Origin of the sequence: Devosia submarina (genome assembly GCF_003056345.1) — a bacterium.
GTDB classification, from domain to species: Bacteria; Pseudomonadota; Alphaproteobacteria; order Rhizobiales; family Devosiaceae; genus Devosia; species Devosia submarina.
In genome coordinates, this window is the sequence record NZ_PYWB01000002.1 from 355,649 (window position 1) to 368,117 (window position 12,469).

General features: G+C 62.6%; 11 protein-coding genes. 5 read left to right on the forward strand and 6 right to left on the reverse strand.

Going from position 1 to position 12,469, the window contains the following annotated elements; all coding sequences use genetic code 11:
- Nucleotides 1-276 precede the first annotated feature (276 nt).
- Genes DDE77_RS04290 through hemP form a run of 5 tightly spaced genes read right to left on the reverse strand, consistent with a single transcriptional unit; the run spans nucleotide 277 to nucleotide 4,300 of the window.
- Nucleotides 277-1,089: a heme ABC transporter ATP-binding protein gene (locus DDE77_RS04290; RefSeq protein WP_108396186.1), complete on the reverse strand. Its 813-nt coding sequence runs from the start codon at nucleotides 1,087-1,089 to the stop codon at nucleotides 277-279.
- A 4-nt stretch (nucleotides 1,090-1,093) separates the two neighbouring features.
- Nucleotides 1,094-2,188, reverse strand: a complete 1,095-nt coding sequence (locus DDE77_RS04295) for a FecCD family ABC transporter permease (protein ID WP_108396187.1) — start codon at nucleotides 2,186-2,188, stop codon at nucleotides 1,094-1,096.
- Nucleotides 2,189-2,193: 5 nt separating this feature from the next.
- On the reverse strand, nucleotides 2,194-3,060 hold the full coding sequence (locus tag DDE77_RS04300) for a heme/hemin ABC transporter substrate-binding protein (protein WP_108396188.1): 867 nt from the start codon (nucleotides 3,058-3,060) through the stop codon (nucleotides 2,194-2,196).
- A gap of 8 nt (nucleotides 3,061-3,068) precedes the next feature.
- On the reverse strand, nucleotides 3,069-4,124 hold the full coding sequence (locus tag DDE77_RS04305) for a hemin-degrading factor (protein ID WP_170116477.1): 1,056 nt from the start codon (nucleotides 4,122-4,124) through the stop codon (nucleotides 3,069-3,071).
- An 8-nt stretch (nucleotides 4,125-4,132) separates the two neighbouring features.
- On the reverse strand, nucleotides 4,133-4,300 hold the full coding sequence (gene hemP, locus DDE77_RS04310) for a hemin uptake protein HemP (RefSeq protein WP_108396189.1): 168 nt from the start codon (nucleotides 4,298-4,300) through the stop codon (nucleotides 4,133-4,135).
- Nucleotides 4,301-4,498: 198 nt separating this feature from the next.
- On the opposite strand from hemP, the gene DDE77_RS04315 reads away from it, so the two are divergent.
- Complete coding sequence (locus tag DDE77_RS04315; protein ID WP_108396190.1) at nucleotides 4,499-6,568, forward strand: TonB-dependent receptor domain-containing protein; 2,070 nt, start codon at nucleotides 4,499-4,501, stop codon at nucleotides 6,566-6,568.
- A 109-nt stretch (nucleotides 6,569-6,677) separates the two neighbouring features.
- Nucleotides 6,678-6,929: a DUF6894 family protein gene (locus tag DDE77_RS04320; RefSeq protein ID WP_108396191.1), complete on the forward strand. Its 252-nt coding sequence runs from the start codon at nucleotides 6,678-6,680 to the stop codon at nucleotides 6,927-6,929.
- Nucleotides 6,930-6,944: 15 nt separating this feature from the next.
- Here DDE77_RS04320 and glgX read toward each other — a convergent pair whose 3' ends face one another.
- Nucleotides 6,945-9,017 carry a glycogen debranching protein GlgX gene (gene glgX, locus DDE77_RS04325; RefSeq protein WP_108396296.1) on the reverse strand — a complete coding sequence of 691 codons (2,073 nt, stop codon included), beginning with the start codon at nucleotides 9,015-9,017 and terminating at the stop codon, nucleotides 6,945-6,947.
- A gap of 169 nt (nucleotides 9,018-9,186) precedes the next feature.
- Here glgX and DDE77_RS04330 point away from each other — a divergent pair, with 169 nt between their 5' ends.
- From DDE77_RS04330 to DDE77_RS04340, 3 genes are all read left to right on the forward strand, one after another.
- Complete coding sequence (locus tag DDE77_RS04330; RefSeq protein ID WP_108396192.1) at nucleotides 9,187-9,441, forward strand: GlsB/YeaQ/YmgE family stress response membrane protein; 255 nt, start codon at nucleotides 9,187-9,189, stop codon at nucleotides 9,439-9,441.
- A gap of 21 nt (nucleotides 9,442-9,462) precedes the next feature.
- Nucleotides 9,463-10,008 (forward strand): YidB family protein, encoded by a 546-nt coding sequence (locus DDE77_RS04335; RefSeq protein ID WP_108396193.1) that lies wholly within the window; start codon nucleotides 9,463-9,465, stop codon nucleotides 10,006-10,008.
- 63 nt (nucleotides 10,009-10,071) lie between these two features.
- The gene (locus DDE77_RS04340) at nucleotides 10,072-12,327 is read left to right on the forward strand and encodes an AI-2E family transporter (RefSeq protein ID WP_157959664.1); all 2,256 of its coding nucleotides are present in this window, start codon (nucleotides 10,072-10,074) and stop codon (nucleotides 12,325-12,327) included.
- Nucleotides 12,328-12,469 lie beyond the last annotated feature (142 nt).

A 12,469-nucleotide genomic window follows, 5' to 3' on the forward strand; every position in this document is an offset into this window, starting at 1 on the left:
CAATGGCGTTCAACGCAGCCTGGTTGAGTAGTGCTTGTTCTTAATCAGCATTCTCGGCTGCGCCTGTAGCAAGTCTTTGCCAGGTAACGATTTTTCTTCTGGAATATGGCCCCGCTTGCCTTTGGCAGGACGGGGCTTTGTTGTGGCGCGGGCTGAGCCAGACCCAGCCTTGCAGGGCCCTCTATGGCTTCGCATCTGGGTCGAATGGGTTAGCAGACTGCTAACATTTCGCGCTGCGCCGACGCTAATGGGGGTCAACGGGAAGCAGCGTGCTGACTAGCCGGCGGCGGCCAATTCAACATGGTCGGCGGACTGGGGCAGGACGAAGGGAATGTGAGCTGGCGGCACCATGCCGACACGCATAGGGCAGTCGAAGACGTCGGCGATCAACTGGTCGGTGAGAAGGTCCGCGGGTGCGCCGCAGCCCTGAAGGCGTCCGTCGCGTAGCGCCAGGATCTGGTCGGCGTAGATAGCGGCGAGGTTGAGATCATGGAGGATGGCGATGACGCCGCCGCCTTCCCGGGCGAACTGGCGGGCGACATCCATGATCAGGATCTGGTGCTTGATGTCGAGACTTGAGACTGGCTCATCAAGCAGAAGGTAGCGCGGCACGCCGTCGAGCACGGGTATCCAGACCTGCGCGAGGACGCGGGCGAGTTGCACGCGCTGCTGCTCGCCCCCTGACAGCTCGCCATAAAAGCGCCCGCCGAACCCTGCGAGATCAACCCGCGCCAGGGCTTGTTCGGGGAGGCGATGAAGGGTGCCGGGCAGAACGCCGGGGCGGCCGGCAGTGAGGCCCAGGGCTACGACCTCGCGCACGGTGAAGGGAAAAGGCAAATTGCTGGCCTGGGGCAGCACGGCGCGCAGGCTTGCCGCTTGAGCGGGGGTGAGCCCGGCCAGGTCCTGAGTGTTGAGCCGGATCGTGCCACCATAGCGATGATCGCGGCAAAGCGCCTTGAGCAGCGTCGACTTGCCGGATCCGTTGGGCCCGATCACGGCTGTCAGGGTGCCGGGCCGGGCTGAAAAGCTGACCCCATGCAGAATGCGGCGGCCGGCGATATCGACGGTGATGTCTTGGGCTTGGATCATCGGATCACCAGCTGAACACGGCGCGCTTGCGCAGGAGGATCCAGAGAAAGAAGGGGCCGCCCACAGCTGCGGTGACAATGCCGATGGGCAGCTCGGCCGGAGCGACGATCACGCGACTTACGGCATCGGCCAGAAGAAGAAAGGACGCGCCCAGGAGCGCGGAGGCCGGCAGGAGATAGCGATGGTCGGGGCCAATCACGAGGCGCAGGAGATGCGGCACGACGATGCCCACAAAGCCGATGCCGCCGCTGACGGCAACGGAGGCGCCGGTTGCGCCAGCAACAGCGAGGATCACGATGTGCTTGAGGCGCTGGACGGGAATGCCGAGGTGGCTGGCCGTCGCTTCGCCAAGGGTCAGGGCATTGAGACCCTTGCCCAGGAACGCTGCAGCAAGGAGTGCTGCGAGAATAACGGGGCCCGAGGCCATGATCTTGGTCCAATTGGCGCCCGCCAGGGACCCCATGCCCCAGAACGTGAGGTCGCGCAGCTGCGCGTCGTTCGCGACATAGACCAGAACGCCCGTTGCAGCGCCGGCAAGGGCGCCAAGCGCAATGCCGGCCAGCAGCATGGTGGCCATGGCGGTCTGTCCGCTGCGGGTGGCCACACGATAAAGAATAAAGGTCGTGATGACGCCGCCGACAAAGGAGGCAATCTGAAGGGCATAGATGCCCAAAAACGCGGTGAGCGGCGCAAGGGCGGTGGTGCCAAGGACGATCATGCCCACAGCACCTAGGCCTGCTCCCGCCGACACTCCGACAAGGCCGGGATCGGCCAGGGGATTGCGGAACAGGCCCTGCATCAGGAGGCCAGAAACGGCGAGGCCAGCGCCGATCAGCATGCCCAGGAGCATGCGCGGCAAGCGGATATTAACGATGACGGCATGATCGCGAAGGCTGATTTCGTGACCCTGCGGCAGAAGGCCCAGCACCCCTTGCATCCAAGTCCATATGGAGGCTCCCGAAGCCCCAGTGGTCATGGATATGGCCATGGCCAGAAGGAGCAGCAGTGTGAGCACGGCCAGGGTCACCTGGCCAAGGCCAGAGCGGTCCCCCGCCAGACGCGCGGTGCGGATCCGTCCCTCGGTGAGCACTTGGGCCATGCTGGTCACGGCCCGTAGAAGGCGTCGATGAGCTCGCCCACGGCCGAGGCGGTGCGCGGACCAAAGCCCAGCAAATAGGAGCCCTCGAGCCGCACGATGGCGCCGTTCCTGCCTGCCTCGGTGAGGCTGATGGCGGGATGGTTGAGCAGTTCCCCCTCGGTCGTGTCGTGGTCGCCGCCGCGGTCCATCATCAGGATCAGGTCGGGCGCCGCCTCGATGATGGCTTCGTCGGTCAGGGCCTTGTAGCCGCTATATTGATCGATCGCGTTGACCGCGCCGGCCAAGGCGATGATGCCGTTGGCGGCGGTGTCGGTGCCAGAAGCCTGGATCTTGCCGCCTTCGGTGGACAGCACGAACAGGACGCGCTTGCGCTCGGCAATATCGGCCGTGCGCGCTTCGGCGGCCTTGAGGTCGGCATCGATCTCGGCGGCAAGTGCCTCGGCCTTTTCCCTGACATCGAGCGCCTGGCCGACGGCCCGCACCTTCACCAGAATGCCCTCGTGGCTATAGCCCTCCGGCACCGTCTGGTATTCGACGCCGGCATGGGCGAGCACATCGAGCGCTTCGGGCGGGCCGCTGCCTTCGGTGACAAGGAGCGCTGTGGGCGCCACCGAGAGCACGCCTTCGGGCGCCAGGGCGCGCGCATAGCCCACATCGGGCAGCTTGGCGGCAGCTTCGGGATAAAGCGCGGTCTGGTCGCGGGCGACGAGCTTTTTCCCCTCCCCCAGCGCGTAAATGATTTCGGTCAGCGAGGCGCCGATGGACACAAGGCGCGAGCTATCGGCGAAAGGCTGGAGGTCCTGGGCCGTGGCAGGGAGTGCCATGGTACCCAGGATGGCTGTGGCCAGAACGGCGGTGCGGAAGCGAAACATGCCTGTCCTCACGCGGCGTTGGTTTGCTGGAACAGCGGCAATTGCTCGACCAGGGCGCGCCAGGCGGTGCGTTCGTCCTGCCCTTCCTGGCGCTTGCCAAAGAACTGGATAATAAGCTGGCGCTGTGCGTCGTAGACTTCGACCGAGGTCACATGGCCATCGGAGGTCGGCTTGCGCACGGCCCAGGCGGAGGCGATCTGGTCCAGCCGGAGATGAAGGTGGAAAGTGTCGTCCATGACGTTGAGCCAGGGGCCCATGGTCTTGATGTTGGTGACAGGGCCTGAGTGAATCTGGATGCAGCCGTGATTGCCGACAAAGGCCATGATGGGGAGCTGTTCGGCGGCTGAATCGGTGAAAAGCTTTTCGACCGCGCTGTGATCGAGCTGGAAGGCATAGTCCTCGCCCACCATTTCAAGCGCATCGAGCCGGGGAAGATTGAGGGCATTGAGAATGCCGAAGAACTGGTGGGTGTCGGTCATGGCAGCCCAGCGCTCGCGCAGCTGGGCAATTCCGGCGGGCTCACCCTTGGGTGCCGCGGTCTCCAGCGGTGTTATTTCCAGCGTATCGATCTGCTCGGGGTGACGAAGGGCTTCGACCAGCGCTGCCCAGGCGGCAAGGTCCGTTGCGGGGCGGGCGTGCACCTTGTGGACGGCCATGCCCTGAGCGTCGAAGAACTGCAGCGAGCGGCGGATGGCACCATCGTCGGCGGTTTTTTCCACGGCGTAGCCGGACACCCAGCGGCTGGGGAAAATGCGCAGATCGATCTGCTCGCCCAGAACCATGGAGGCAGCCTTGCCGAGTACCGCTTTTTCGTATGGGCCAATCTTTTCGTGCACGGCGCTTTCATTGCGCGTGAGGGCCATGACTTCGCCGCAGGCCGGCAGGCCATTGAGCAGAATTGCGACATCGGCGCGAAGGCGAACAACGCTGCGGCCCGTTTCGGCCGCGACCAGCTGCGCTTCGGAAATGGCGTGGATGCGGGCGAAATCACGTTCGCGCATCTGGGGATGGAGGGCGCGCAGGGAGCGGATTTCGGCTGGCGTCTTGCTTGCTGTAGAGGTCATCGATGGGCCTATTTGGTCAGAATGAGCTTGTTCTGGCGGGTGATGCGCAAGCGATAGGCCGAGCCATTGTGGATAAGGACGATCTCGTCCTTGCCCGCAAAAAGCTCCTGGGTGGTCAATGTGGGTGTGCCCGAAGGGGTCGCCCCCGACAGCGCGCCGTCGCCTGATTGCGTCACGTAAGTTCTCGTTAAAATCAGTGGCTTGGCTGGTTTCTGCGAACTTGGCTGGGCCGATGTCTATATGTTGACTCTTCTAATCATGTTACATAGAAGACGCAATAGGTGATTTTCTGTGTCAGCTTTCTGGCGCAATCACGACGCAGCCAGCCACACAGCCAGCCAGCGCGGACAACACACAGAGTTTTGGAGTTTGAAATGGGGCTGGTTAAGTCGCGGAGCGCAGCACTTATGTGCGGTGCGGCCTTGAGTGTTTTGGCGGCGCAGGGTGCGCACGGGCAGCCAATCGATGTGAATGCCAGCAATATTACGGTGCTGGAGCGGCTGGTGATCGGCGCGGGCGCGCCCAAAGTCGCGATCGACACGCCACAGGCTGTAACGGTGGTGAACCAGGACGACATCGATGCGGCGCAGGCCACCACGATCGGGGAAATCTTCGACAATGTGCCGGGCGTGGCGGTGATCGGGTCGGACCGGGCGCTGGGCGAGTCGTTCAACATTCGCGGCATCGGCACGGCGGAAAGCTCGGGCGATGAATCGCGCATCATCGTGACGGTGGATGGCGCGAAGAAATTCTACGAGCAATATCGCATGGGCTCGTTTTTCTCCGATCCCGAGCTCTACAAGCAGGTCGAAGTGCTGCGCGGGCCGGCGTCCTCGACGCTTTATGGCTCGGGTGCGCTGGGGGGCGTGATCAATTTCACCACCAAGGACGCCTCGGACTTTATCGCGGACGGCTATAGCGGCGCGGCGCGCGTCAAGACGCAGTATAGCTCCAATGGCAATGGCACGCTGCTTTCGGGCGTTCTGGCGCAGCAGATCAATGACAGCTTCGACATTCTGGCTGCAGGCAATTGGCGCCGCTCGGATGATTTGCGGCTCGCCAATGGCGATACGCTCTCGGGGTCGGAATTCGATGCCCTGTCCGGGCTGATCAAGGGCACGGCGCGGTTTGGCGAGAACGACGAGCAGGTGCTGCGCCTGTCCTACCAGCGCTGGAACAGCGATGCGGAGGACCAGGATTATTCCCAGACCGGCACTTCGGCCATGTTCGGGCTGGTGGACCGCAAGGTGGTGGACCAGACGGCGGTGCTCGCCTACGAAAACGCGGACATCGACAATCCCTGGGTGGATATGAAGGCCAATCTGTCCTTTTCCGATACGCAGGTGGACCAGAGCGGGGCGAGCCCCATGGCGGCGTCGTTCGGCAATGCCGAATATGGATATCGCACCTGGCAGGCCAATATCGAGAACACCTCGGAATTCTCCGGCGAGAATTGGGACAATTACCTCACCTATGGCGCCCAGTTCAGCCGGCAGAACCGCATTGCGGAAGGCCGGACCGGCACGGGCGTGATCGGCACCCATCCCGAGGGCGAGGACACACGGCTCGGGCTCTTTGTGCAGAACGAGTTCGTTTATGACGACAAGCTCACCCTGATCCCCGGCGTGCGTGGCGACTTCGTGTGGCAATCGCCCGAGGTCAGCCGTCCCGAGCACAGGGACGTGGAGGATTTCGCGCTCTCGCCCAAGCTTGCGGCGCTCTATGAGTTCAACGAGAATTTCTCGGTGTTCGGCTCAATCGCCCATACGCAGCGGCTGCCGTCGCTGGACGAGCTTTACCAATATGGCGATACGCGTACGCCCAGCCTGCAGCTCGACAAGGAAACATCGAATAATTACGAGGCCGGCTTTGCCGTTTCAGGCTTCGAGCTGATCCAGGAGGGGGACCAGGCGGCGGTCAAGGTCACCGGGTTCTATAGCGATATCGAAGGGCTGATCGAAGCCAATCCGCGCGGCGTGCCGGGGCCCTATTTCTCCAACATCGCCAATGCCAGCATTTATGGCGTGGAGGTGGAGGGCTCCTATGAATCGGGCAATGTGTTTGCGCGGCTGGCCTATACGGCGGCGTTCGGGGAGGACACCGACACCGGGGAAGCGCTGACTTCGATCCCGGCGCACAAGCTGGTGGCGACGCTGGGCGCGCGCAATGACGAGTTCGGGATAGAATATGGCGTCAAGGGCACTTTTGCGGCCAGTGCCGATACGGGTGTTGCGCCTTCGGTTGGGGGCGACAGCGCGACGTCGGGCTATGTGACAGTGGATGCCTTTACCGCCTGGAAGCCGTCGTTCGGTGCGCTCAAGGGAACCGAAGTGCGGCTGTCGGTGGACAATATCTTTGACGCCGACTACCGCGACAACCAGCAGCCGGACCGCTCGGTCGGGCGCAGCTTCAAGGTTTCGGTGTCCCGGCAGTTCGACTGGTAGTGTTTTTTCAGCCCCGGCCAGAGGTCGGGGCTGTTTGCCTCCGGGGCAAATGTGAACGGCTGAAGCGAAACGAAAACGGGCTCAAGACCTTCTCACTGCGGAGGTCTTGATGTCCGTTTTCTATTTTGATGTGGTGCAGAACGGCGATCTCGAGATCGATCATGTCGGTATCGAGTGCCGCAACATCGAGCATGCCCAAGCCGAGGCGCAGCGCGCGGCCATGGAAATGGCCATGGAGCTTGGCGCGTCCGAGCTGGTGCTCAAGATCGTGGTGGCGGACCAGAACTATCGGCAAGTGCTGTGGCTGACGATCATGATCGCCTCGGGCGAGATCCAGCCGCTGGCCGAAACTCGCCACTGAGGCGATCTGTACTTCTTAGCGTAGCAGGATCAGCGAGCGGGCCGTCATGGTGATGGCTTCGCCGCCCGCAACGGTTTGCGTGTCGCCCTCAGTGGTGTCGAGTTCAACCGTCCAGCTTTGCCCCCCCTCGCGGTCGGGCAGGGTGAAGTCGAGGTCTCCGTCGTGGGGGTTGAAGAGGATCAGCACCTCGGACCAGATGCCGTCCTGCCCTTTGAGGTCGTCGCGCGAAAGGCGCAGGCCGATCGTAGTGGCGCCGGCATCGTCCCAATGCTCGCCCTGCTGCTCGGTGCCGCCAGGATTGAACCAGGTGACGCCCATCATGTCGCGCCAGTTGTCGCGGTGAATGAGGGGCTGGGCCTTGCGCAGCGCGATGACCTTGCGGGTGAAGTCGGTCAGCGCCTTGGCATTGTCGTTGAGGTCCCAATTGATCCAGCTGATTTCGCTGTCCTGGGCATAGCCATTGTTGTTGCCCCCTTGCGTACGGCTGAACTCGTCGCCGGCAAGCAGCATGGGCGTGCCGTGGGAGAGGAACAGGGTCGCAAGGAAATTGCGCTTTTGCCGTTCGCGAGTGGCGACGATAGCTTCGTCGCCGGTTTCCCCTTCGGCGCCGTAGTTGAAGGAGCGATTGTCGTTATGGCCGTCGTTGTTGTCTTCCCCGTTCGCCTCGTTGTGCTTCTCGTTGTAGGAAACAACGTCATGGAGGGTGAAGCCATCATGGGCGGTGATGAAGTTGACGCTCGCCCAGGGACGACGCCCGCGGAGGTCGTAGACGTCGCCTGAACCGGTGACGCGGGCGGCAAAATCGGTTGAGGTGCCGTCCGTGTCCTTCCAGTAATCGCGCACGGTGTCGCGATATTTGTCGTTCCATTCGGCCCAGCCGGGTGGGAAGCCGCCCACCTGATAGCCGCCGGGGCCGATGTCCCAGGGCTCGCCCACGAGCTTGACCTTGGCCAGAGCCGGGTCCTGGCCTACGGCGTCAAAGAACCCGCCGCGCTGGTCGAAGCCCTGTGGTTCGCGGCCTAGGATGGTGCCCAGATCGAAGCGGAAGCCATCGACGTGCATTTCCTCGGACCAGTAGCGCAGCGAGTCAGTCACCATCTGCAGGACGCGCGGGTGGCTGGTGTTGACCGTGTTTCCCGTGCCGGTGTCGTTGATGTAGTAGCGCGCTTCACCGGGCATGGTGCGATAGTAGGAGAAATTGTCGATGCCCTTCCAGGACAGGTGCGGGCCGAGTTCATTGCCTTCGGCGGTGTGGTTGTAGACGACGTCGAGGATCACCTCGAGACCGGCATCATGGAAGGCGCGAATGGTGTCACGCAGTCCATTGATGCCGTTGGGGCCGTAGTAGCGCGAGGCCGGGGCAAAGAAGCCCAGGGTATTATAGCCCCAGTAATTGCGCAGGCCCTTGTCAAGAAGGAAGCCGTCATCAGGGAAATAGTGGATGGGCAGCAGTTCCACCGAGGTGACGCCGGTCGACTTGATGTAGTCCACGATCTCGCGCTGCCCCAGGCCCTCGAAGGTGCCGCGCAGCTCCTTGGGAATTGCCGGGTGGAGCTGGGTGTAGCCCTTGACGTGGGTTTCATAGAAGATCGTATCGGCCCAGGCGATGTTGGGCTTGGTGTCTCCACCCCAATCATAGCCTCGCGGATCGACCACCATGCATTTGGGCATGAGGGGCGCGCTGTCTTCCTCGTTGAAAGTGAGGTCCTTGTCTTCTTCGGCATCATTGAGATAGCCGAAATGGGCCGATGACCATTTGACATCCCCCACAAGCTCGCGGGCATAGGGATCGAGCAGGAGCTTGTTGGGGTTGAAGCGGTGGCCCTGTTCGGGCTCGAACGGGCCATGAACCCGATAGCCATAAAGGGTGCCTGGACCCACGCCCGGCAAATAGCCGTGCCAGATTTCGTTGGTGTATTCGGGCAGCCGGATCCGTTCGATCTCGGCGCCGCTGGAGGGATCGAACAGGCAAAGCTCGACGCCCGTGGCATAGGCCGAGAACAAGGCGAAGTTTGTTCCCTCGCCGTCCCAGTGAGCGCCCAAGCGGGTGTAGTCTCCAGGCAGGATCTGGCGGGAGGGGGAGAACATATCTGTCATGAAAACTTCCTGAGGATGGTAGCCTCTAACGGGTCTCCCCTCCACCAGGTTGCTTGATCTGGCCGCAAGCAGCCCATGCACAATCTCGCAGGCTCCTGGCTCCAGTCCGGGAACCGACGCTGTGCACACACGTTTGTGAGCCATCAACTAGGAGAGCGTCATGGGTATTATCTGGACCATCATCATCGGCTTCATCGCTGGCCTTATCGCCAAGTTCATCGTGCCAGGCCGCAACGAGCCATCCGGCTTCATTCTCACAACAATTCTGGGCATCGTTGGCGCCTTTCTCGCCACGTTCCTGGGACAGGCCCTAGGCTGGTACGAAGCCGGTGAAGGCGCAGGCCTCATCGGTGCCATCGTCGGTGCCATCATCATTCTCGTTATCTGGGGAATGGTCGCCCGGCGCCGCACATAATCATTTTCAAAGGAGGCCGCCATGGCCAGAGGAACGCCATCCATGATGGCACTGCTGGGATTACTGGCAGTTGCCGGATATCAAAATCGCGACAAGCTCGGATCCATGCTCGGAAGCCTTGGCAATGCCGGCGGCGCTGATGGCTCCGGGCAACCAGGGCAGGCCGGCCAGGATGCCGGTGGCCTAGGAGGTTCGGGCGGCCTGGGTGGTCTGCTCGGCGGAGTTCTGGGCGGTGCCGGTGCCGGTGCCGGCGGAGCTGGTGGCATGGGTGGCGGCCTCGGCTCGATCCTGAGCGGCGGGCTGGGCGATCTGCTTGAACAGTTCAACGGCGCTGGCCAGGAGCAAAAAGCCAGGAGCTGGATCGGCACCGGCGACAATGAGCCGATCGACCCCAGCGACCTCGAACGCACGCTTGGGGAAGACACAATCGGTGAGCTGCAGGAAAAAACCGGCCTTAGCCGTCAGGAATTGCTGGACCGGTTGAGCAGGACCCTCCCCGACGCCGTCAATCAATTCACCCCCGACGGGCGTATTCCCTCGGAAACTGAAGCGAGCCGCTTCCTTTAAAACAAAATCCCCGTGGCCGGCCCCCCGGCCACGGGTGCATCAGCTGGCAAAAGGAGCGCCACCTTGCCCGACCCCAATTATGGCGCGCCAATCGGGCGGCCCGCCTATGTTCGTCCGTCGGACCGCAGCAATCCGCTGGTGACTGCGGGCTCTCTGCTGATAGCCATTGTGGTTCTGTATCTGGGCTCGGGCATTCTCGTGCCGCTGGTGCTGGCCATTTTGCTGGCCTTTGCCCTGGCCCCGCTGATCCGGCGCCTGCGGCGCCTCCATGTCCCCCATATCCTGGCCATCTTGCTTGCCGTGGGGTTTGCGGCCGCGATCATAGGAACGATCGGCTACCTTGTTGCGACACAGCTGGTGAAGCTGGCGTCCAATTTGCCGACCTACCAGCAAACGGTTACCGCCAAGACCCAGTCGCTGCAGCAGTCCTTTGGCGACGGGCAGTTCATCGACAGCCTCCTGGGCGCCATTGACCAGCTGACCGGCGAGTTTCCCCCGCCCGAGGATGGCAGCGCCGTTCAGCCCATGCCAGTCACCATTGCCAATGGGGGCGCCGGGCCGCTGGACCTGATCCAGGGCGTAATGGGTTCCGTGCTGGGGCCGCTGGCGACCGGGGCCATTGTTTTCGTGTTTTTGATCTTTCTCCTGCTGGAACGGGAGGATCTGCGCGACCGATTCCTTAAGCTCGTCAGCCGCGGGGATTTACGCACCAGCACCAAGGTGATGAACGAGGCGGCCAACCGCGTGGGGCGGTACCTCTTGGTGCAGTTCGGCGTCAATTCCTGCTATGGCATTGTTTTTGGAACGGGCCTCACACTGATCGGGGTGCCCAATGCGGTGCTGTGGGGGCTGCTTGCCGCACTGTTCCGCTATATTCCCTTCGTAGGTACGTTGATGGCGGCCAGCATTCCCTTCATGCTCGCCTTTGCCGTAGACCCCGGCTGGTTCATGCTCTTGGCCTCGATCGGGCTGTTTGTGGGGCTCGAGCTTACCGTCACCAATGCGATCGAGCCCCGGCTTTATGGCTCGAGCACCGGCCTATCGCCGCTGGCGGTGCTGGTGGCTGCCATGTTCTGGGCGACGCTTTGGGGGCCGATCGGGCTGATCCTTTCCACGCCCATCACCGTGTGCCTGGTGGTACTGGGCCGCTATGTGCCACAGCTGGCGTTCTTTGAAACAATGCTGGGCAGTGAGCCTGTGTTGAGCCAGCCCGAGCGGCTTTATCAGCGCCTGGTGTCAGGCAATGTCGAGGAAGCAGTGGAACTGGCGGAGGAGTACATCGCCGGCAATGATGTGCAGCGGTTTTATCTCGATGTTGCGGTGCCGGCGCTGGTTCTGGCGGAGATCGACCTTTCGCGCGATGTGTCGGACCTGGCGCATCGGCGCAATGTGATGGACAGCATGCACGCGGTGATGGACGATCTCGACATCGAAACGTCCGAGCCGACCGATGCCGGCGGGCCGCCGCGGGTGCTTTGCATTGGCGGGCGCACCGAACTCGACGACGCGGCAGCGCAAATCCTGATGCGGCTGATCCCGGCTGAAAGCGGGCCCGTCAAGGCGCTAGCGCCGCTGGTGGTGCGGCAGGAAAGCGTGGGGCAGCTTGATCTCGATGGCGTGGAGGTGGTGTGCCTTTGCTATCTCGATGACAATCCGCGCAGCCATGCGCGCGTTGTGACGCGCCGTCTTTTGCGGCGCCGGCCAGGCATCAAGATCATTGCCATTGCCATGGGCGCGGGCCCCGCCAGCAATGACCGCCAGCGCGATTGGGGCGTGGCGCAGATTGTGCCCGGGCTGCCCGAGGCGGTGGCGGCGGTGAATTCGCTGGTCAAGGTGGACAAGCCCAGCGCCGAGGAACCCACCAAGGCAATCGATGATGCGGCGCTGGATCGCTTGCGGCGACTGGCCCATTCGGAGGGGCCGCTGGCGCTCGCGCTGGGCGATATAGCGTCAGCCATGAATGTTCCAACAGCTATACTTGATATCGTGGATACTCAGTTCAGCGAACTGACGGCACGCGAGGAGGATGAGGAAATCAACATGGCCAGCCAAAGCGTGGTGGCGAGTGGCGAGGCACTGGTGGTTTCCGATGTGGCGGAAAGCACGGAATTCGCCAATGACCGGTTTTTCCTGGAAAACGGCGTGCGCTTCTATGCCGGCGTGCCGCTGGAAGGGCCCGATGGGACCAAGATTGGCGCACTTGCGCTGCTGGACCACCAGGCGCGTGAATTCAGCGATGCCGAGCGGGAAAAGCTCAAGATCGAGGCGCTCAGGCTCGCCGTGCGGCTGCAGAAGCTGGCCGGTGTGGAGGGTGTGTGAGGGGAAAAATGCGACCCCGGCCTTGTGCATGAGCCGGGGTCATCCATGGGAGTTTGGAGGTCGCAGGGGCAAACCTGCTATGGATTAACGCCCTTTAAGACTTTGCGTTCCGCTTCGCCCCACATGAATGAGGGGGCTGTTC

Coding starts and splice junctions, on each gene's coding strand:
- DDE77_RS04330 (WP_108396192.1), top strand. CDS start 9,187: ATGGGTATTATCTGGACCATCATCATCGGCTTCATCGCTGGCCTTATC.
- DDE77_RS04295 (WP_108396187.1), bottom strand. CDS start 2,188: ATGGCCCAAGTGCTCACCGAGGGACGGATCCGCACCGCGCGTCTGGCG.
- DDE77_RS04305 (WP_170116477.1), bottom strand. CDS start 4,124: ATGACCTCTACAGCAAGCAAGACGCCAGCCGAAATCCGCTCCCTGCGC.
- DDE77_RS04290 (WP_108396186.1), bottom strand. CDS start 1,089: ATGATCCAAGCCCAAGACATCACCGTCGATATCGCCGGCCGCCGCATT.
- DDE77_RS04300 (WP_108396188.1), bottom strand. CDS start 3,060: ATGTTTCGCTTCCGCACCGCCGTTCTGGCCACAGCCATCCTGGGTACC.
- glgX (WP_108396296.1), bottom strand. CDS start 9,017: ATGTTCTCCCCCTCCCGCCAGATCCTGCCTGGAGACTACACCCGCTTG.
- DDE77_RS04335 (WP_108396193.1), top strand. CDS start 9,463: ATGGCCAGAGGAACGCCATCCATGATGGCACTGCTGGGATTACTGGCA.
- DDE77_RS04320 (WP_108396191.1), top strand. CDS start 6,678: ATGTCCGTTTTCTATTTTGATGTGGTGCAGAACGGCGATCTCGAGATC.
- DDE77_RS04315 (WP_108396190.1), top strand. CDS start 4,499: ATGGGGCTGGTTAAGTCGCGGAGCGCAGCACTTATGTGCGGTGCGGCC.